Origin of the sequence: Bordetella genomosp. 2 (assembly GCF_002261345.1) — a bacterium.
Classification (GTDB): Bacteria; Pseudomonadota; Gammaproteobacteria; order Burkholderiales; family Burkholderiaceae_B; genus Bordetella_A.
The window spans coordinates 892,345-912,371 of the sequence record NZ_NEVT01000006.1; the positions used below are offsets into that span (position 1 = coordinate 892,345).

Genomic DNA, 20,027 nt, shown 5'->3' on the forward strand with positions numbered 1-20,027 from the left:
AAAACTTGCGGATACGCCGCACCCCTTACAGGGTGCGGGCGATCTCCTTGATTTCGAAGACTTCCAGTTGGTCGCCCACCTGGATGTCGTTGCTGCCGCGCAGCGTCAGGCCGCAATCGAAGCCCGACTTGACTTCCTTGACGTCGTCCTTGAAGCGGCGCAGCGATTCGAGATGGCCGGTCCAGTGGACCACGTTGTTGCGCAGCAGGCGGACTTGCGAATCGCGGCGCACCACGCCGTCCAGCACCATGCAGCCGGCGACGTTGCCGATGCGCGAGATGGAGTAGACCTCGCGGACCTCGACCAGGCCGATGATCTCTTCCTTCTTCTCGGGCGCCAGCATGCCGGACATGGCCGCTTTCACTTCATCCACGGCGTCGTAGATGATGTTGTAGTAGCGCAGGTCGATGCCGTTGGACTCGGCCAGCTTCTTGGCGCTCTGCTCGGCACGGACATTGAAGCCGATGACGACCGCGTTGGACGCGATGGCCAGGTTGACGTCGCTTTCCGAGATGCCGCCCACGGCCGCGTGCACCACCTGCACCCGCACCTCGTCGGTGGAGAGCTTGGTGAGCGAGGCGACCAGGGCTTCCTGGGAACCCTGCACGTCGGTCTTGACGATGAGCGGCAGGGTCTGCGTGCCCTCGCCCAGGTTGTCGAACATGGACTCGAGCTTGGCGGCCTGCTGGCGGGCCGGCTTGACGTCGCGGAACTTGCCCTGGCGGAACAGCGCGATCTCGCGCGCCTTGCGCTCGTCGGCCAGCGCGATGAGCTCGTCGCCGGCGGCGGGCACGTCGGTCAGGCCCTGGATCTCGACCGGGATGGACGGACCGGCTTCCTGGATCTGCTTGCCGTTTTCGTCGACCATGGCACGCACGCGGCCGAAGCTGGCGCCGGCCAGCACCACGTCGCCGCGCTTGAGCGTGCCGCTCTGCACCAGGATCGTGGCCACCGGGCCGCGGCCCTTGTCGAGGCGGGCCTCGATGACCAGGCCCTTGGCCGGGGCATCGACAGGCGCCTTGAGTTCGAGGATTTCAGCCTGCAGCAGCACGTTCTCGAGCAGGTCGTCGATGCCGGCGCCGGTCTTGGCCGACACGGGCACGAACGGCACGTCGCCGCCGTACTCTTCGGGCACGACCTCTTCCGCCACCAGTTCCTGCTTGACGCGCTCGGGGTTGGCTTCCGGCTTGTCGATCTTGTTGACCGCCACGACCAGGGGCACGCCGCCGGCCTTGGCATGGTGGATGGCCTCACGCGTCTGGGGCATGACGCCATCGTCGGCGGCCACCACCAGGATGACGATGTCGGTCGCCTTGGCGCCGCGCGCACGCATGGCGGTGAACGCCTCGTGGCCCGGGGTGTCGAGGAAGGTGACCACGCCACGCTCGGTCTCGACGTGATAGGCGCCGATGTGCTGGGTGATGCCGCCGGCCTCGCCCGCGGCGACCTTGGCGCGCCGGATGTGGTCCAGCAGCGAGGTCTTGCCGTGGTCGACGTGGCCCATGACGGTGACCACGGGCGCGCGCGGCAGCAGCTCGGCCTCGGTGGCGGCCGGGGTCTCGTCCAGGAAGACCTCGGGATCGTCCAGCTTGGCGGCGATCGCCACGTGGCCGAGCTCCTCGACCACGATCATGGCGGTTTCCTGGTCCAGCACCTGGTTGATGGTGACCATCTGGCCCAGCTTCATCAATTGCTTGATGACCTCGGCGGCCTTGACGGACATCTTGTGCGCCAGGTCGGCCACGCTGATGGTCTCGGGCACGTGCACTTCACGCGCGATGAATTCCTGCGGCGCGGGCTCGTGGCGACGGTCGGCCTGCTGGTTGCGGCTGTTGCGGCCGCCCTTGCCGCCCTTGCCGCCGGCGCGCCAGCCGTCGCGGCTGGGCGCGGAGGGCTTGTCGGCGGGCTTCTTGCGCGACGAGTCGTCGCTCCAGGTGGAAGCGACCTCGGCCGTCTTGATGGTCTTCTTGGACCCGCTGGCCGGCTTGGCGTCTTTCTTGGCGCCCGCGGCGGCAGCGGCCTTGGCGGCCGGCTTGTGCAGGGTGCCCGACAGCGCCGCGGGATTCTCGGGTTCGGGCGCGCGCAGCACCTTGCGCGGGCGGTTCAGCATTTCGCGCAACGCGGCGGCCTCGGCCTCGGCGGCGCGGCGGGCTTCCTCGCGCGCGGCGGAATCGGCCGTGGCGGCCGGAGCGGCGCGGCGCACGTCGGGACGGCCGGCCTTGGGCGCCGCTTCGGGCGCGGGCTTGGCGGCTTCCGGCTGCTGCGGCTCGGCAGGCTCGGCGGGTTCGGCCTCGGCCGGCTGCTCAGCGGCGGCAGCCGCGGGCGGCTCGGCCGGAGCCTCGGGTTCGGCGGGCGCGGCGGCCGGTTCCGGCGCGGCGGGCTCGGCTTCACGTTCGGCCTCGCGCTGCGCGGCCGGCTCGGCGACGGGCGACGCCGGCGCTTCGGCCGGCGCCTGCGCCGCCACGGGCTCGGCTTCGGGCTGCGGCTCGGGCTGGGCCTGCGGCTCGGGCTGCGGCGCAACCGATTGCGCCTGCGGCGTCGGCTCTGCCACGGCGGGCGTTGCCGGCGCCTCGGCCGCGGCCGGCGCGGGCTGCTCGACGGGCGCCACCGGGGCGTCGGGCGCCGCTTGCGCAGCCTCGGCGCGCGCGGCCTCGAGGGCGATCTCGGACGGATCGCGCTTGACGAACACGCGCTTCTTGCGGACCTCGACCTGGATGGTGCGCGACCGGCCGGTGGCATCGGCCTGGCGGATCTCGGAGGTCTGACGACGCGTCAAGGTGATTTTCTTGCCCTCGGTCGCGCCATGGGCGCGGCGCAGCGAGTCGAGCAACTTCGCCTTGTCGCTGTCGGTAACCGCGTCGTCCACCGAGTTGAGGTCAACACCGGCCGAACGCAGCTGCTCCAGCAGCACGTTGGCGGGCATCTTCAGCTCGGTAGCGAACTGGGCGACAGTATTACTCGACATTAGGCTCTCTTCCCTATATGCAGCGATTACAACAAAGCAAAGGCGGATGGGCGGCCTGGCCGTGCATCCACCGGACGGTACCCTTGCCGGTTACTCTTCATCGAACCAGTGGGCCCGGGCGCGCATGATCAGCTCGCTGGCTTGCTGCTCGTCGAGATCGGCGATTTCGGCCAATTCGTCGGTGGCCAGCTCGGCCAGATCGTCGCGCGTCAGCACTTGCCGTTCGGCCAGCTTGGCGGCCAGCTCCGGCGTCATGCCCTCGAGTTCGAGCAGGTCCTGGGCCGTTTCAAGGCGCTCTTCCTGGGCGATGGCCTCGGTCAGGAGCGCATTGCGGGCACGGGCGCGCAGCTCGTTGATGGTGTCTTCGTCAAACGCCTCGATTTCCAGCAGTTCCTGCATGGGCACGTAGGCGATTTCCTCGATACCGGTAAACCCTTCGTCGATGAGGATGTCGGCGACTTCTTCATCGACGTCGAGCTTGTTCATGAACGTGGCGCGCAGGCCGGCGCGCTCGGTTTCCTGGCGGCTCAGGCTTTCTTCCGGCGTCATGATGTTGATCTGCCAGCCGGTGAGCTCGGACGCCAGGCGCACGTTCTGGCCCTTGGCGCCAATGGCCTTGGGCAGGTTTTCCTCGTCGACCACCACATCCATGGCGTGCTTGTCTTCGTCCACCACGATGGACTCGACGTTGGCCGGCGCCAGGGCGCCGATGACGAACTGGGCGGGATCTTCCGACCACAGCACGATGTCGACCTGTTCGCCGCCCAGCTCGTTGCGCACCGCGGTGACGCGCGAGCCGCGCATGCCCACGCAGGTGCCGATGGGGTCGATACGCTTATCGTACGCCACCACGGCAATCTTGGCGCGCACGCCCGGATCGCGCGCGGCGGCCTTGATCTCGAGCAGGCCCTGCTCGATCTCGGGAACTTCGTTCTCGAACAGCTGGCGGATGAACTCGGGCGACGTGCGCGACAGGATGACCTGCTGGCCGCGCGCGGCGTGATCGACCCGCAGCACATAGGCACGCAGGCGGTCGCCGACCCGGAAGTTCTCTTTGGGGATCATCTCGGAACGCGGCAGGCGGGCTTCGATCTTGCCGGTCTCGACGATGATGTCGCCCTTGTCCATGCGCTTGATGGTGCCCGAGATGATCGTCTCGCCGCGATCGAGGAAGTCGTTGAGGACTTGCTCGCGCTCGGCGTCGCGGATCTTCTGCAGGATGGCCTGCTTGGCCGCCTGGGCGCCGATGCGGCCGAATTCGACCGGCTCGAGCGGTTCCTCGATGTACTCGCCGACTTCGATATTGGGCACCAGCTCGCGCGCGTCGGACAGCATTTCCTGCTTGTCGGGCTCTTGCAGGCCGGCTTCGTCGGGCACCACCAGCCACCGGCGGAAGCCTTCGTGGCTGCCGGTTTCACGGTCGATGGAGACGCGGATCTCGGCGTCTTCCTTGAAACGCTTTTTCATGGCCGAAGCCAGCGCGCTTTCGAGCGCTCCGAAAACCACTTCGCGCGTGACGTTCTTTTCACGCGCCAAGGCATCGACCAACAGAAGAATTTCGCGACTCATCGCTTTTTGCCCTTGAAATCCAGAACGGGATCCAGTTTGGCACGCTCGATGTCGGCGAGCGTGAAGTTCAGCACCTGGATGTCGTCCTTCTTTGCCTCAAATTCGAGACCGAACACGGTCTGGTGCGCTTCGGCGGCCGTGCCGCCATCGGCCGCCTGGCCGGCCTCGGGGGCGGTCAGGATGCCGGAAAACACCTTGCGGCCGTCCAGCGGCTGGCGCAGTTTGATCTCGACGCGTTCGCCCGCGAAGCGGCGCAGCTCGGCCTCGGTGCGCAACGGGCGATCGACGCCCGGCGAGCCGACTTCCAGCCGCTTGTAGTCGATGTTCTCGACCTCGTAGACGCGCGACAACTGGCGGGAGACCTGTTCGCAATCTTCGATGCGCACGCCACCCGCCTTGTCGATGGTGACACGCAAAAGACCGAGCGCAGCACGTTCGACGTCGACCAGTTCGACGTCCATGCCAGCCAGTGCCTCTTGGGTCAATGCGTATAAATCAGCCATACACTCAAAAAAAATGGGCTGCATGCCCAGCCCACCGTATCGCCCGGCGCCCGGATCGGGTTTCTGCGAAGCGCCAAGCTCCGCCGCGGGATGCCCCGCCAGGAAACCCAATACCGGGCCCGAGCCCAAATATTGCGACCTTGTTTTCCGCCCCGGGCCCAATCCGGCGACCGCGCTTCGGGTCGGACCGGATACCGCCGGGCGCGGCATCCGGCGCGCAACCAAAGGCGTGCGCGCCATGAAAACCAACAATTTTACCAGATAACCGGGAAAATTACCTGATGCGTCGCGGGTTTACGGCCAGGGCGCCACGCCCGCGCGCGCCTGGCGCGACAGCGGCCGGTCAGCGACCGCCCCGCCCTCGTCCGCCGCCCAGGAACCCGAGCCGGGATTCGTGCGCCGAAGCGCTCTTGGGCTGCCAGTCGTCGCCGCGGCCGCCGCTGCGCTGCGAGCGGGATTTGCCGGACGACGCCTTGCCGGGCCGCGCGGGCTGGTTGCCGCGTGCCGCCCCCTGGCCGCCGGGCTTGGCCCGGCCGCCCTTGCGGGGGCCGGCCGGCGCGGCCGCAACATCGGCCGGATTGGCCGCCGCGGCACCGGCCGGCGCATTCTTGCCACGGCGCGGCTTGCCGCTCTTGGTGGCCTTGCCGCCCGCCGCCGCCTTGCCGCCGGCCGGCTTGGGCTTGCCGCCGGCCGCCTTGCCGCCGCCCTTGCCGGCCTTGCGGCCGGAATCCTTGCCGAGGGGATGGCCGTTGGCATATCCGCCCGTGAACATCAGGCCGGTGCCGAACGGATCGGAAGGACACGCCGCCACCTGTCCGGCACTGCCCTGGCGGCCGCCCTGCAGCTTGCCGCGCCGGCCGATGCGCGCGCCGTTCATGCCGTTGCGCTCCAGGGTGCCGAACCCGGGCGGCAGCGCGCTGTCGTGCGAGCGCGGCTGGCGCGCGTGCCGGCCGTCGTCGTCGGCGTCGTCGTCGCGCAACAGACCGAGCTGGACCATCAGCGCCGTCACCAGCGACGGCTCTAGCTCCTCCCAGCGGCCGCGCCGCAAGGTGCGAGGCAGGACGATGTCGCCGAAACGGGTGCGGATCAGGCGGCTGACCGTGACGCCCACCGCCTCGAACATGCGGCGCACTTCGCGGTTGCGCCCCTCTTGCAGGGTCACGCGGTACCAGCGGTTGCTGCCGTCGCCGCCCAGGTAGTCGAGCGCGCCGAAAGCGGCCTGGCCGTCCTCCAGCTCGATGCCCTCGACCAGCGACTTGCGCGCCGCCTCGTCCATTTCGCCCAGCACGCGCACCGCGTATTCGCGTTCGGTGCCGTAGCGCGGATGCATGATGCGATTGGCCATGTCGCCCGACGTGGTGAAGATGAGCAGGCCTTCGGTATTCAGGTCCAGGCGCCCCACCGACAGCCATTTGCCGGTGCGCAGCTTCGGCAGGCGGGCGAATACGCTGGCCCGGCCGCCCGGGTCGTCATGGCTGACGATCTCGCCGGCCGGCTTGTGATACAGGATGACGCGCGGCGGCTTTTTGGCGTTGGGCCGGGCGATCGGCTTGCCGTTGACGCGCACCTGGTCCGACGGCGACACGCGCTGCCCGATATGGGCCGGCTCGCCATTGACCGACACCCGGCCGGCGGTGATGAGTTCTTCCATTTCGCGGCGCGAGCCGATACCGGCATCCGCCAGCACCTTGTGCAGCTTGGGCATGGCCGCATCGCTGTTCAGATACTTGCCCAGCCGCTGCTCGAGGCGGGCGGACTGATCCAGGTAGGCCAGCGCCTGTTCGGCCTCGCGCTCGGCGGCGCGGGGATCGGCCTCGGAAGCCGGCGCGGCCGGCTCGGCCCGGGCTTCGCCCTGGCCCTGGCCGGCCGCCGCGGCATCGCCCCGGCGGCGGCGGAATGGCGTGCGCAGCTTGCGGCCGCGACCGCGGTTGCCCGCCGCGGCGTCGCCGCCTTCGCCCCCCGCGCCATCGGCCGGCACGGGCTCGGCCACTGCGGGCGCCGCCGTGGCGCCCAGTTCGGAAACGGGAAAATCGTCTTGTTGCATCGTATTCGTTGTATTCGTTGTATTGGTTGTCACAGAGACAGCTCCAGATTTCAAGCTTGGGCGAGCCCGCCGCGGGCCGGCTCGTCTGTATCGGGGGTCGGCGGCACCTCGGGCGCGTGATCAGGCCCGGGCGGCTCGACATCCGGGCCGGGCTCCTGCGGTTCGACCTCGGGCTCGGGCGGCTGCGGTTCGACTTCGGGTTCGGGCGGCTGCGGCTGAACGTCCGGTTCGGCAGGCTGCGGCTCGACTTCCGGCTCGGGAGCAGGCGGCGCGATTTCGGGCGTGGTCGCGGGCGGTTCGATCTCCGGCCGGGATGCCGGAAGAGCGATCTCCGGCCCGGGCGTCACGGGCTCGGCCTCGGGAGGCGTCTGCCCCGGGGCAATGGTATCGGGCGCCGGCGGCGCCACTTCCGGCTCGCGCGGAGCGGCATTGTCCGCTGCGGCCGCGGCGGCGACGATGGCGGCGCCGGCGGCCACGCCCGTCCCCTCGCCTTCCGTCGTGGCGGCCTCTTCGCCTTGCGCCACGTCGGCCTCGGCCGGCGCGTCGGGCTCGAGGGTGACCTCCGAGCCGCCCAAGTCCAGCCCTTGCAGGGCCGCGGCCGCCTGGGCCGTATCGAGCGGCGGCAGTTCGTCCAAGGCGTGCAGCCCCAGGTCGTCCAGGAACTGGCGAGTGGTGCCGAACAGGGCCGGGCGCCCCGGCGCGTCGCGATGACCGATGACCTCGATCCAGCCCCGGTCTTCGAGCGTCTTGACGATCTGCGACGAGACGGTCACGCCGCGGATGTCTTCGATATCGCCGCGCGTCACCGGCTGGCGCCAGGCCACGATGGCCAGCGTCTCCATCACGGCGCGCGAGTACTTGGGAGGTTTCTCGGGATTGAGGCGCTCGAGGTAGCGTTGCATCTGCGGCCGGCTCTGGAAGCGCCACCCGGTGGCCAGCTGGGCCAGCTCCAGGCCCCGCTCTGTCCATTGGGCCTGCAACCCCTCCAGCAGCGTGCGCAGCCTGGCGTTATCGAACTCCGGATCCTCGCCGAACAGCTTGCGCATGTCGGCCAGTTGCATCGGCTGGCTCGCGCACAGCAGCGCGGCCTCCAGCACGCATGTTGCCTCACTATCGTTCATCGATACTCTGTCTGTAAAAATGGGCTAATTTGCGCTAACTGTAAAAAACGGCTATGATCTTTCTTCTCAGACGCGGGGTGGAGCAGTCTGGCAGCTCGTCGGGCTCATAACCCGAAGGTCGTAGGTTCAAATCCTGCCCCCGCAACCAAATTCCTTGAAGGCCCGGCGCATCGCCGGGCCTTTTTGCTTGGCGCCGCCGCGGGCGCCACGGCCGCCATGGAATGCGACGGGCGCGATCGCAGACGCGACCCCGCCCTGCCCCGCGATGCGGAGGCTAGTCGAAGTGGCGCAGACTTGCGTAATGTTCACGACGTTCCTGTAGACACAGCCTGTGGGGAGATGCGCCGAAACGCCGGCGCCTCGGACCCGCACAATGCCGCGCGTATCAGTGCGCAGCGCCGCCATGGCGGCATTTGCTGAAAAAATGAACCTGAACCGCCTGGCGCCAGGAAACTGGACGAAGGCGCAGGATACCCCTTGCCCCGAGGCAACCACCACGCCGGATCAGGTGCGGCTCGATGAACGAACCCTGTTGACCATGCGGCGGCGCCGAGCCGGCGATTCTTAGACGTATGGGACGACCATGCTGCCTGCGCGAGCGACCGGCGTATATGCGGCCTGCCAACCTGCCTGGCAACCACCACGCGGAACCCTGGGCCCGCGGTAGCGGCACCGGTTGCGTGGAGCCCGCGACGGCGATACCCGCCGCGGCGTTGCCTGCGGCCCCGAACCTGCGACATGGCCATTGCCATGATTTTCGCGGCTGCCAATGCGGGCAGTACCGGCCGGGACGATGTTGGTCTTCACGAAGACAGTGTGTCCATTATACCTGCAATACCTGGCCGCACAAAGCATGGCGGGCGCCCGCACCATCATGTGCGCGCATCCCACGGGGCGTCGCCGAAGCGCTCGGCGAGGAAATCAAGCATGGTCCGCAGGATCAGCGGCATCTGGCGCCGCGAGGCATAAACCCCATAAATGCCGAGCTCCTCGGGCGGGGTGCCAGTCAACAGCGGGACCAGGCGCCCGGCGGCAATCTCGGGCCCCGCCAGGTAGGTGGGCAGCATGGCGATGCCGCTGCCGCGCACCGCCGTGCGGGCCAGCAGCAACGCGTCGTTGGCGGTGATGCTGCCGCTGACCGGGACATCGACCCACTCGGCGTCGCGCCTGAAGCGCCAGAGGCTCTTGCCAAAGTGCGTATGCGTCAGGCAATTGTGCTTGACCAGGTCCTCCGGCCGCGCCGGCGTGCCGTGCGCCTTCAAGTATGCCGGGGCCGCGCATACCGCCGACCGGCATGGCGCCAGCTTGCGGGCAATCAGGTTGGGGTCGAGCTCGTTGGTGATGCGCACCGCAAGATCGATGCCGTCCTCGACCAGGTTGACGATACGGTCGACCAACTGCAGGTCGACCGACGCGCCCGGGTAGCGGTCCACGAAATCGGCCACTGCGCCGGCCAGCTGCGCGGCGCCGAACGACAGGCTGACGCTGACGCGCAACTGCCCGCGCGGCTCGGCATCGGGCGCGGCCACCGCTTCGTGCATGTCGCCCATCAGATCGAGCATGCGGCGACAGCGCGGCAGGGTCTCGGCGCCGGCCGGCGTGAGGCTGAGCCGGCGGGTCGTGCGATGCAGCAAGCGCGCGCCGACCCACGCCTCGAGCTCGGCCAGGTAGCGCGACACCATGGCGCGCGACATGTCCAGCCGCTGCGCCGCCGCCGACAGGCTGCCCCGGTCGACGACTTCGACGAACACCTGCATGGCTTTCAGGCGGTCCATGATTGTCTCGCTCGCTGCACCAATGCCTGTTTATACCGTATTCCCCGGGCCAACGGCACGGCCCGCCGGCATTCAGGCGGGCTGGCCCAGCGCCTGGCGCACCGCCCCGGCGACGGCGTCGGGATCCAGCTCGCGCAGAATGAACACCAGGCGCGTCTGGGGCTGGCCGTCCGGCCAGGCGTCGAGCGGCTCGAGGGGATACAGGTCGCGGTGCACCGCGTGCGCGACGCTGGGCCCGCCTTCGTCCTGCAAGCGCACCAGCCCTTTCATGCGCAGCAGGCCGCGGTGATGCACCTCCAGCACGCGCGACATGCCGGTCAGGAACGCGGCGCGGCTGACCGGCGCGGGCAGCGCCAGCACCGTATGACGCACCTGCGGATGGCGCCCCGCCGCCGCGGGCGCGAAGGCGCCCAGCCAGCGTCCCAGCGCCCCCGGTTCGCGCCGGGCCGGCGCCGAGTCGAACAGCCGGCGGTCCAGCTCGACGCCAGGCCGCACGACACATTGCACCGCCGCCGGATTGACCTGGGCCACCGCCTGCCGCGCGGCGGCCAGGTCGTCCGCGCCCGCCAGGTCGGCCTTGGCGCAGGCCACGACATCGGCCAGCGCCACCTGCTGGAGCGCCTCCGGCTGGTCCAGCAGTTGCCGCCGGATGTGCCGGACGTCGACGACGGTCAGCGTGCCGCCATAGATATAGCGCTCGGCCAGGAACCGCTCGTGACGCAGGGTGAACAGGATCGCCGCTGGCGCGGCCAGCCCGGTGGTCTCGATCAGGACACGGCGGAACGGCTTGATCTGGCGCCGCAGCGCCAGCATGAACAAGTCCCGCAAGGTGTCGACCAGACCGCCATTGACGGTGCAGCAGATGCAGCCGCCCTCGATCACCGCGACGCGGCCGTCCGCATGGCGCACCAGGTGATGATCCACCCCCACCTCGCCAAGCTCATTGACGATCACGGCGGCGTCGGCATAGGCTGGATCCCGCACCAGCCGGTTCAGTAATGTAGTTTTGCCGCTGCCGAGGAACCCGGTCAGCACGGTGACGGCGATGCGCGGGTCCGCGGCCGGGCCCGCCGATTGCGTGGCTGGAATACCTGCTTTCAAGGAGTCAGTATGGCGCTGCATCATGCCCGCTCGGGTGAATTGATCGACATCCGGCCGCTGGGGCCGGCCCTGAAGCACGCACGTTCGCAGGCGCTGGTGCGGGCGGACCAGATGGAAATACTACGCCTGGTGCTGCCCGCGGGCCACGTGCTGCCCACCCACGACATCGACACCAGCGCCGTTGCCCTGCAATGCCTGGAAGGCATTGCCGAACTCGAGGCGCACCACACGACGCAGGTCCTGCGGGCCGGCACGCTGGTGTACCTGGCGCCGGGCGTGCCGCGCCGCCTCACGGCGCTGGAAGACTGCGCGCTGCTGGTCACGCTGTTCCTGGACCGGTCGTAGCCGACGCGCGTCGTGCGGCATCGCCGCGCAAGGGCGACCAGAAAGCCAAAAGGGCCGTTCACTTGCGTGAACGGCCCTGCATACTTTGGCTCCCCGAGCTGGGCTCGAACCAGCGACCTGCGGATTAACAGTCCGTCGCTCTACCGACTGAGCTATCGGGGAACTGCTAAAGAAGCGAGATTATGACGCATCTTTTTTTTTGATGCAAGTGGCGTGGATGCAATCGTACGGGCAATCGACTTCGGCACCTGGCCATGCGTGGCGTGGCAAACTCTGATATGATCTCGGTCTTTCGAGACGGCGCGCCATGGCGCGGCAACTTGGAAAGCGGCGCACAGCGCGCCTGTGCCAGGCCGGCATAGCTCAGTTGGTAGAGCAGCGCATTCGTAATGCGAAGGTCGTAGGTTCGACTCCTATTGCCGGCACCAGTTTCAAGTAAAAAGGGCAGCCCACATGGGCTGCCCTTTTTGCTGTGCGCCGCCCTATTCGGCGTCGGGCTGCTTTTCCGGCGCGGCCAGGTCGAAGGCCGGCAGTTCGCGGCAGGCGGCGTCGATGCGCGTGATGGTGGGCAGCGCGGACAGGTCGCAGTCGAAGCGGCGCGCGTTGTAGACCTGCGGCACCAGGCAGAGGTCGGCCAGGGTGGGCGTGTCGCCGTGACAATAACGGCCGGTGGACGAGGAATGCGCCAGCATGGCCTCGACCGACTCCAGGCCCAGCTTGACCCAGTGCCGGTACCAGTCGTTCTTGGCTTCTTCGCTGACCTGCAGGTCGCGCTTGAGGTACTTGAGCACGCGCAGGTTGTTCAGCGGATGCGTGTCGCAGGCGATGGTCTGCGCGATGGCGCGCACCCGCGCGCGCCCGACGGGATCGGCCGGCAGCAGCGCGGGCTGCGGATGGGTTTCGTCGAGGTATTCCATGATGGCCAGCGACTGCCCGATGACGGCGTCGCCGTCGACCAGCGTGGGCACCAGGGCGCTGGGGTTGAGCGCCCGGTACGATTCGGCCAGCTGCTGCCCGCCGTCTTTCAGCAGATGCACGCCCAGGTATTCGTAAGACAGGCCTTTCAGGTTCAGCGCGATGCGCACGCGGAAGGCGGCCGAACTGCGAAAGTAGCTGTACAACTGCATGAGGTCTCCTTGGACGGACGTAGGGGCCGGGATGGCTCAGGACGAAGCGGATGCATCGGGCGCCGCCTTGCGCGACAGGCCCTTGGGCAGCGGGAAGGCGACGTTCTCTTCGAGGCCGGGCATGGTGCGCACCGATACCGCGCCCAGTTCTTTCAGGCGCTGCACCACCTGCTGGACCAGGATCTCGGGCGCCGAGGCGCCGGCGGTGATGCCGATGCGCTGCTTGCCCCGCAGCCAGGCCGGGTCGATGGCGTGCGCGCCGTCCACCAGGTGCGCCTCGGTGCCGATGCGCTCGGCGACTTCGCGCAGGCGGTTCGAATTGGAGCTGTTGGGGCTGCCGACCACCAGCACCAGGTCGCAATCGGGCGCCAGCAGCTTGACCGCGTCCTGGCGGTTCTGCGTGGCATAGCAGATGTCGCTTTTCTTGGGCTCGACGATGTCGGGAAAGCGCGCGCGCAGCGCCGCCGACACGGCCGCCGCGTCGTCGACCGACAGCGTGGTCTGCGTGACGAACGCCAGGTTGGAGGGATCCGTAACCTGGAGGCTGGCGACATCGGCGGCGGTCTCGACCAGGTACATGCCGCCCTGGGCCTGGCCCAGGGTGCCTTCGACCTCGGGGTGGCCCTTGTGGCCGATCATGATGATCTCGCGGCCGGCGGCGCGCATGCGCGCGACCTCGATGTGCACCTTGGTGACCAGCGGGCAGGTGGCGTCGAATACCTGCAAGCCGCGCGCCTCGGCTTCCTGGCGCACGGCCTTGGACACGCCATGGGCCGAGAACACGACGATGGCGCCGGCGGGAGCCTGGTCGAGCTCGTCGATGAAGACGGCGCCCTTGGCGCGCAGGTCTTCGACGACGTAGCGGTTGTGGACGATTTCATGGCGCACGTAGATGGGCGCGCCGTGCAGTTCGAGCGCGCGCTCGACGATGTCGATGGCGCGGTCGACGCCGGCACAGAAGCCGCGCGGCTGGGCCAGCACGACCTCGGCGTCGGCGGCGGTGACGTGGTCGGCCATTACAGGACCCCCAGGATATCGACATCGACCCGCAGCGCGGTGCCCGCCAGCGGATGGTTGAAATCGAACAGCGCCCAGTCGGGCGTGATCTGCTTGAGCACGCCGGAATAGCGGCCCCCGTTGGGCGCGCTGAACTCGACCAGGTCGCCGGGCTCGAAGGTGGCGTCGGCGCCGGCGTGCTCGGCCAGCATGGCGCGCGTGATTTTCTGGACCAGGTCGGGGTTGCGGTCGCCGTAGGCCTGCGCCGGCGCGAGCTCGATGCTGAAGCGTTCGCCTTCGGCATGGCCGAGCAGCGCGTCTTCGAGGCCCGGCGCCCATTGGCCGCTGCCCATTTGCAGGGTGGCGGGACGTCCGTCGAAGGTATCGGCGAACACCGAGCCCTGCCCGGGCCCGGAGGCCAGCACGATGCGGTAATGCAGGGTCAGGTAGGAATCGGAACGGACGATGGGGGTCGCCTGGTCGGCGGCGGTGCTGCTCAAGGTGGTCACCGTGGAAAATGAATCGGTAAACCTGGATTTTAGAACGTCTTGGCGCAACCGGCCGCCGCGTGCCCCGGCCGGGGCATGACGTAGTTCGACGACGGGACAAAATCGTTCACTGCCGCCCCGCCGGCGGCCCGTCCCTGGCATCTTGAAGGCTTGTCCGTTCCCGCCGCCCCGCCATGAGCCTGCCCCACGACCTGCCCGAACACGAACGCCCGCGCGAGCGCCTGCTGCGCCATGGCCCGGCCTCGCTGCGCGACGCCGAATTGCTGGCGCTGGCGCTGCGCACCGGCACGCGCGGCCGCACCGCCATCGACATGGGCGCCATGCTGATGCACCGCTACGGCGGCTTGCGCGGCCTGTTCGCCGCCACGCCCCAGGAACTCATGTCGCTGCCCGGCCTGGGCACGGCCAAGGCCGGCTCGCTGGCAGCCGTACTGGAGCTGGCGCGCCGCGCCACCGAGGAACGCCTGATGCGCACGCCCGCATTGGCCGAGCCCGGCGCCGTCAAGCTCTACTTCAAGACCGCGCTGACACACCGCACGGTGGAACATTGCCTGGCGCTGTACCTCGACAACCGGCTCAACCTGATCGCCAGCGGCGAGCTGGCGCGCGGCACGCTGGCGCAGGCGCCGGTGTATCCGCGCGAGGTGGTGCGCGAGGCGCTGCGCCACCACGCGGCCGCCCTGATCCTGGCGCACAACCACCCGTCCGGCTCGGCCCAGCCCAGCCAGGCCGATCGCGAACTCAACACCCGCCTGAAGCAGGCGCTGGCGCTGGTCGACGTGCGGCTGGTGGACCACCTCATCGTGGCCGCCGACTCGGTCGTGTCGATGGCGGAACTGGGCCTGCTGTAGCGCCGCGCGCGCCGGCGCTAGGGCCGGGCGGCGCGGCCCAGCTCGCCGCCGACGAAAACGAGGAACGCGGCCGCCATGGGCGGCAAGGCGTGGCCTTGCAGCGTCAGGATCTGGATGGTGCGCTGCTGCATTTCGGGATTCGAGAACGGCACGGCCGTCAGGCGCCTGGCATGCGGTTGGCCGCGCACCACCAGATACCCGGACAGGGCCACGATGAGGTTGCCCGGCAGCAGCGGCAGGAAGGCCGCCGAGTAGTTCGACACATAGGCCGGCTCCAGGTGCAGGCCGGCATTCGCGCAGCAGGTGTCGAACAATTGCCGCACGGTCGTCTCGCTGTCGCCCAGCGCCAGCGGGTAGTCGAGCAATTGGCGCACGTCGACCGATTTGCGGCTTGCCAGCGGATGCTTGCGGCACATGATGGCGTACACCGGCGCGGCGCATAATGCGTGGGTCTCCAGCCGCGGATCGGCGGCCACGCTGTAGCGAATGCCGATGTGCGACAGGCCTTCGGCCACCCGCCGGCCGACTTCCTGGCCGTGGCCCACGTGCATGTGGAACCGCACGTCGGCATGCTGGCGCTTGAAGCGGGCCATCGCCTGGGACAGGAACTGCTGGGCGAAACCCTCGGTGCTGGCGATGTGTACGGTCACGTCGCCCAGCGCACTGTCCTGGCGTATCGAACTGAGCACCCGCTCCGCTTCCAGGGCGCTGGCGCTGGCATAGGCCGACAGCCTGCGCCCGGCATCGCTGAGCCGCATGCCGCGCGGCAGCCGCTCGAACAAGGGCACCCCGACCATCGCCTCCAGCTTGCCGATCTGCCGACTGACGGCCGACGGCGCCACATGCAGGCGCTGCGCCGCCCGCGCAATGGACCCGGTACGCACGACCTCCAGAAAATGCCGCATCGCGGTCGAGATCATCGGCGCTGCTCCTTATTGGATTGCCATAAAGGCAATGATTATGTGCAAAAGTTCTAATTGTGGCATTCATACCGCTGTAATAAGTTTGGCGTTTTCAACCAGACGCGCCCTCCGCTGGCGCCGCGCCCAGTGACCCGCTCCGAAGCCATCTCGTCCGCCGTCCAGCAATTCGACGACGGCCGTTTTCTTGCCACGCTCGCCCGCCGGATCGCATACCAGACGGAAAGCGAGGAACCCGCCCAGGCGGCCGCGCAGCACGCCTACCTGCGCGAAGAACTGGCTCCGCTGCTACAGCGGCTGGGCTTCTCGCTGACCATCCACCCCAATCCTGCCGGCGTCGACCTGCCGCTGCTGGTGGCCCAACGCATCGAAGACCCGGACCTGCCCACGGTGCTGATGTACGGACACGCCGACGTGGTGCGCGGCAACGCCGCCCGGTGGAGCGCCGGACGCGACCCCTGGCGCCTGCAGGTCGAGGGGGATCGTTGGTACGGACGGGGCACGGCCGACAACAAAGGCCAGCACTCCATCAACCTGGCCGCGCTGGAATCGGTCATGGCCGCGCGCGCAGGCCGGTTGGGTTTCAATGCCAAGCTGCTGATCGAAACCGGCGAAGAAGCCGGCTCGCCAGGCTTGGCCGCCTTCTGCGCCAGCCACCGCCCCGCCCTGGCGGCCGACCTGTTCCTGGCCAGCGACGGCCCCCGGCTGGCGGCCGAACGGCCGACGCTGTTCATGGGCTCGCGCGGGGCCGTGAATTTCGAGCTGTCGGTGCATCTGCGCGAGCGCGCATACCATTCGGGCAATTGGGGCGGCCTGCTCGCCAACCCGGCGATCCTGCTGGCGCATGCGCTCGCCTCGCTGGTGGATGCGCGCGGCCGCATTGCGGTAGACGCCCTGCGGCCTCCGGCCATGCCGCCGCAGATCCGGCAGGCGCTGGCCGGCCTGCCGGTGGGCGGCGGTATCGACGACCCCGACGTCGACCAGGATTGGGGCGAGCCAGGGCTGGGCCCGGCCGAGCAGGTGTTTGGCTGGAACAGTCTTGATGTGCTGACCCTGTCGGCGGGCGACGCCGCCAAGCCGGTCAATGCCATCCAGCCGCGGGCCAGCGCCTGGTGCCAATTGCGTTTCGTGGTGGGTACGGACTGGCGCGGCCTGCAACAGCATGTGCGCGACCATCTGGACCGCCACGGCTTCCCGATGGTGCAGGTGCGCCTGGGCGCGCAGGCCGCCGCGACCCGGCTCCTGCCCGACCATCCATGGGTGCAGTGGGCGGCGCAGTCGCTGCGCCAGACCACTGGCCGCGACGCCGTGCTGCTGCCCAACTTGGGGGGCTCGCTGCCGAACGACATCTTCGCCGACCAGCTCGGACTGCCCACCGTGTGGGTGCCGCATTCCTATCCGGCCTGCGCCCAGCACGCGCCCGACGAGCACCTGCTGGGCGGCGTGGCCCGCGAAGGCCTGGCCGTCATGGCGGGCCTGTACTGGGACCTCGGCGAAGCCGGCCTGCGGCCCGCGCCACGGCGCTGAACCGGTCGCGGCGCGCAGCAACTCAGATCACGACAAGGGGAATACACATGAAGCGCATCCTGGGCCTGGCCGTCATGGCCTGCTTCCTGGCCGGCACCGCGCCGGCGACCGCGGCGTATCCGGCCAAGCCGGTCAAGATCGTGGTGCCGTTCACGCCCGGCGGCGCCACTGACGCCGTCGCGCGCCATCTGGCCAGGAAGCTGGCGGAGCGGCTGGGCCAGCCGTTCATCGTGGAGAACCGTCCGGGCGCCTCGACCATCATCGGCGCGCAGGCCGTGGCCGAGGCCGCGCCGGACGGCTACACCCTGATGCTGTCCGGATCGACCACCTACACAGTATTGCCGGCATTGAAGAAAAACCTGCCGTACTCGCCCCTGGCCAGCTTTGCGCCGCTCGCGATCGTGGCCCTGGCCCCGGTGGTGCTGCTCGCCAAGAACGACCTGCCGGCCGGCAATGCCGCCGAACTGGCGGCCCTGGCGCGGCAGCGGTCGGGCCAGGCGGGACTGATGTACGGCACCTTCGGCGCGGGCTCCGCCCCGCACCTGACCGGCGAGATGTTCGCCCAGGCCGCCGGGGCCGCGCTGTCGCCGGTGCCCTATAAGGGCAGCGCGCAACTGGTCACGGCGCTGATCGGCGGCGAAATCGACCTGGGCGTCGACACGGTGTCGTCGGCCGCGCCGCATGTCAAGGCCGGCAAGGTCCGCGCCATCGCCGTCACCGGCAGCCAGCGCGCCGGGCAACTGCCGGATGTGCCCACCTTCGCCGAGGCCGGCATGCCGTCCGTCTCGTTGATGGGATGGTACGGCCTGGCGGCGCCGGCCGGCACGCCCGCCCCGGTGCTGTCTACCCTGGAACAGGCGGTTGCCGCTATCATGCAGGATGCCGAGATCGACGCGGCTTTCTCCGCGATGGCGCTGCAGCCCGTCGCATGGGGGCCGGCGGCGTTCCGACGACAAATCGGGCAAGAGCTGCAGGTCTTCGGCGACATCGGCGCGCGCGCCGCGATTTCCCTTGACTGAACCGAGCCCTTCCTCCGCTTCCGCATCCATGAAACGCCTCTGGGATATTTCGCCGCCGGTATCGGCCGACTCGCCGGTATTTCCGGGCGACACCCCATACCGGCAGCAATGGAAGTGGTCGCTGACGCCGGAGTGCCCGGTCAACGTCAGCGAGATCACGCTGTCGCCGCACACCGGCGCGCATGCCGACGCCCCGCTGCACTATCGCAACGGCGCGCCGGCCATCGGCGCGCTGCCGCTCGAGCCGTTCCTGGGGCCGTGCCGGGTGATCCACGCCCTGGACTGCGGCCCGCTGATCCTGCCCGAACACTTGCGGCACGCGGCCGACGACCTGCCGCCGCGGGTGCTCGTGCGCACCGCCAAGCACGCCGCGCTGGACTGGTGGACCGACGACTTCACGGCCTACGCGCCGCATACCATCGAATGGCTGGCCGAGCGCGGCGTCATGCTGATCGGCCTGGACACGCCCAGCATCGACCCCGCCAGCAGCAAGACCCTGGACAGCCATCACGTCATCTTGCGGCGCGACATCCGCGTGCTGGAAAACCTGCTGCTCGACGACGTCGCGGAAGGCGACTACGAACTGATCGCCCTGCCGCTGGCGCTGGCCCAGGCTGACGCCAGCCCGGTGCGCGCGGTATTGCGCGAGCTGGGCTGACCCGCCCTGCCGGGCCGCGCGCCCGGCGGCGGCACCATCCCGAGACCGCCATGAATACACCTGAACGACCCGAAGACATCGTCCGCACCGAGAACGCGCAGCTGGATTACGCGCGGGACATGACCTACGGCGACTACCTGCACCTGGACGAACTGCTGGGCGCCCAGCATCCGCTGTCGCCGGAACACAACGAAATGCTGTTCATCGTGCAGCACCAGACTTCCGAGCTGTGGATGAAGCTGATGCTGCACGAACTGCGCGCCGCGATCGCCAGCGTGGCCGCCGACCGCCTGCCGCCGGCCTTCAAGATGCTGGCGCGCGTCAGCAAGATCATGGAACAGCTCGTGCATGCCTGGGATGTGCTGGCCACCATGACGCCGCCCGAGTATTCCGCCCTGCGCCCGCACCTGGCGCGCTCGAGCGGCTTCCAGAGCTACCAGTATCGCCAGATCGAGTTCCTGCTGGGCAACAAGAACGCCGCGATGCTCAAGCCGCACGCCCATCGGGCCGACCTGCTGGCGCAGGTACAGGCGGCCTACCAGGCGCCGTCGCTGTACGATGAATCGCTGCGGCTGCTGGCCCGCAACGGCCTGCCGGTGCCGGCCAGCCACACCGAGCGCGACTGGACCAGGCCGTACCAGGCCGATCCGGCGGTCGAGGCCGCCTGGCTGGAGGTCTACCGGCAGCCCGACAAGTATTGGGACCTGTACCAGCTGGGCGAAAAGCTCACCGACCTGGAAGACGCATTCCGCCTGTGGCGCTTCCGCCACGTCACCACCGTGGAGCGCGTCATCGGCTTCAAGCGCGGCACGGGCGGCACCTCCGGGGTGGCGTACCTGCGCAAGATGCTGGACGTGGTGTTGTTCCCGGAGATCTGGGCCTTGCGCACCGACCTGTGAACCATGCTAGAATGTGTGGTTACTTCCTGGATACGTGGCTGACGTGACCGCAACCCTGGCGAACCCTGGGTGTTGTGCGACCGCTTGGCTGGCGACCC

18 protein-coding genes and 3 tRNA genes are annotated in these 20,027 nt (G+C 69.0%); 9 read left to right on the plus strand and 12 right to left on the minus strand.

The window, feature by feature from the left end; genetic code table 11:
* Positions 1-25: 25 nt before the first annotated feature.
* The 5 genes from infB to scpB form a co-directional block, all read right to left on the minus strand.
* Entirely contained in the window at positions 26-2,965 is a 2,940-nt protein-coding gene (gene infB / locus CAL24_RS14415; protein ID WP_094807021.1) for a translation initiation factor IF-2, read from the minus strand.
* A gap of 90 nt (positions 2,966-3,055) precedes the next feature.
* Positions 3,056-4,534 (minus strand): transcription termination factor NusA, encoded by a 1,479-nt coding sequence (gene nusA / locus CAL24_RS14420; RefSeq protein WP_028353954.1) that lies wholly within the window; start codon positions 4,532-4,534, stop codon positions 3,056-3,058.
* On the minus strand, positions 4,531-5,037 hold the full coding sequence (rimP, locus tag CAL24_RS14425; RefSeq protein ID WP_094807022.1) for a ribosome maturation factor RimP: 507 nt from the start codon (positions 5,035-5,037) through the stop codon (positions 4,531-4,533). Before rimP ends, nusA begins: the two co-directional genes overlap by 4 nt.
* 343 nt (positions 5,038-5,380) lie before the next feature.
* Entirely contained in the window at positions 5,381-7,081 is a 1,701-nt protein-coding gene (gene rluB, locus CAL24_RS14430; protein WP_170947086.1) for a 23S rRNA pseudouridine(2605) synthase RluB, read from the minus strand.
* Positions 7,082-7,131: 50 nt separating this feature from the next.
* A complete protein-coding gene (scpB, locus tag CAL24_RS14435) occupies positions 7,132-8,202 on the minus strand; it encodes an SMC-Scp complex subunit ScpB (RefSeq protein WP_094807024.1) in 1,071 nt (356 codons plus the stop codon).
* 71 nt (positions 8,203-8,273) lie between these two features.
* On the opposite strand from scpB, the gene CAL24_RS14440 reads away from it, so the two are divergent.
* Positions 8,274-8,350: transfer RNA gene (locus tag CAL24_RS14440), tRNA-Met, on the plus strand.
* Positions 8,351-8,575: 225 nt separating this feature from the next.
* Positions 8,576-8,770, plus strand: coding sequence for a hypothetical protein (locus tag CAL24_RS24035; RefSeq protein ID WP_141218087.1), 195 nt, complete (start codon positions 8,576-8,578; stop codon positions 8,768-8,770).
* A gap of 304 nt (positions 8,771-9,074) precedes the next feature.
* Here the strand turns inward: CAL24_RS24035 and CAL24_RS14445 are convergent, their stop codons facing one another.
* On the minus strand, positions 9,075-9,977 hold the full coding sequence (locus CAL24_RS14445; protein WP_094807025.1) for a LysR family transcriptional regulator: 903 nt from the start codon (positions 9,975-9,977) through the stop codon (positions 9,075-9,077).
* A gap of 72 nt (positions 9,978-10,049) precedes the next feature.
* Positions 10,050-11,102: a CobW family GTP-binding protein gene (locus CAL24_RS14450; protein WP_432759289.1), complete on the minus strand. Its 1,053-nt coding sequence runs from the start codon at positions 11,100-11,102 to the stop codon at positions 10,050-10,052.
* On the opposite strand from CAL24_RS14450, the gene CAL24_RS14455 reads away from it, so the two are divergent.
* Entirely contained in the window at positions 11,088-11,423 is a 336-nt protein-coding gene (locus CAL24_RS14455; protein WP_094807027.1) for a cupin, read from the plus strand. The two genes, CAL24_RS14450 and CAL24_RS14455, sit on opposite strands and share 15 nt — an antisense overlap.
* Before the next feature lie 86 nt (positions 11,424-11,509).
* Here CAL24_RS14455 and CAL24_RS14460 read toward each other — a convergent pair.
* Positions 11,510-11,585 (minus strand) — tRNA-Asn (locus CAL24_RS14460).
* A 190-nt stretch (positions 11,586-11,775) separates the two neighbouring features.
* On the opposite strand from CAL24_RS14460, the gene CAL24_RS14465 reads away from it, so the two are divergent.
* Positions 11,776-11,851 (plus strand) — tRNA-Thr (locus CAL24_RS14465).
* Between the two features lie 54 nt (positions 11,852-11,905).
* Here CAL24_RS14465 and maiA read toward each other — a convergent pair.
* From maiA to CAL24_RS14480, 3 genes are read right to left on the minus strand one after another with little or no spacing between them, the layout of a single operon-like run.
* Positions 11,906-12,550, minus strand: coding sequence for a maleylacetoacetate isomerase (gene maiA / locus CAL24_RS14470; protein WP_094807028.1), 645 nt, complete (start codon positions 12,548-12,550; stop codon positions 11,906-11,908).
* Between the two features lie 36 nt (positions 12,551-12,586).
* A complete protein-coding gene (ispH, locus tag CAL24_RS14475) occupies positions 12,587-13,567 on the minus strand; it encodes a 4-hydroxy-3-methylbut-2-enyl diphosphate reductase (protein ID WP_028353963.1) in 981 nt (326 codons plus the stop codon).
* Positions 13,567-14,013 carry an FKBP-type peptidyl-prolyl cis-trans isomerase gene (locus CAL24_RS14480; protein ID WP_028353964.1) on the minus strand — a complete coding sequence of 149 codons (447 nt, stop codon included), beginning with the start codon at positions 14,011-14,013 and terminating at the stop codon, positions 13,567-13,569. Before CAL24_RS14480 ends, ispH begins: the two co-directional genes overlap by 1 nt.
* Positions 14,014-14,228: 215 nt before the next feature.
* Here CAL24_RS14480 and radC point away from each other — a divergent pair, with 215 nt between their 5' ends.
* Positions 14,229-14,906: a RadC family protein gene (gene radC / locus CAL24_RS14485; protein WP_094807029.1), complete on the plus strand. Its 678-nt coding sequence runs from the start codon at positions 14,229-14,231 to the stop codon at positions 14,904-14,906.
* A 17-nt stretch (positions 14,907-14,923) separates the two neighbouring features.
* On the opposite strand, the gene CAL24_RS14490 is transcribed toward radC, so the two are convergent.
* On the minus strand, positions 14,924-15,826 hold the full coding sequence (locus CAL24_RS14490; protein ID WP_094807030.1) for a LysR family transcriptional regulator: 903 nt from the start codon (positions 15,824-15,826) through the stop codon (positions 14,924-14,926).
* A gap of 129 nt (positions 15,827-15,955) precedes the next feature.
* Here CAL24_RS14490 and CAL24_RS14495 point away from each other — a divergent pair, with 129 nt between their 5' ends.
* Genes CAL24_RS14495 through kynA form a run of 4 tightly spaced genes read left to right on the plus strand, consistent with a single transcriptional unit; the run spans position 15,956 to position 19,929 of the window.
* Positions 15,956-17,353 carry a M20 family metallopeptidase gene (locus CAL24_RS14495; RefSeq protein ID WP_094807031.1) on the plus strand — a complete coding sequence of 466 codons (1,398 nt, stop codon included), beginning with the start codon at positions 15,956-15,958 and terminating at the stop codon, positions 17,351-17,353.
* A 47-nt stretch (positions 17,354-17,400) separates the two neighbouring features.
* Complete coding sequence (locus CAL24_RS14500; protein ID WP_094807032.1) at positions 17,401-18,372, plus strand: Bug family tripartite tricarboxylate transporter substrate binding protein; 972 nt, start codon at positions 17,401-17,403, stop codon at positions 18,370-18,372.
* A 28-nt stretch (positions 18,373-18,400) separates the two neighbouring features.
* On the plus strand, positions 18,401-19,030 hold the full coding sequence (gene kynB / locus CAL24_RS14505; protein WP_094807033.1) for an arylformamidase: 630 nt from the start codon (positions 18,401-18,403) through the stop codon (positions 19,028-19,030).
* A gap of 50 nt (positions 19,031-19,080) precedes the next feature.
* Positions 19,081-19,929, plus strand: coding sequence for a tryptophan 2,3-dioxygenase (gene kynA / locus CAL24_RS14510; RefSeq protein ID WP_094807034.1), 849 nt, complete (start codon positions 19,081-19,083; stop codon positions 19,927-19,929).
* The last annotated feature ends 98 nt before the right edge of the window (positions 19,930-20,027 follow it).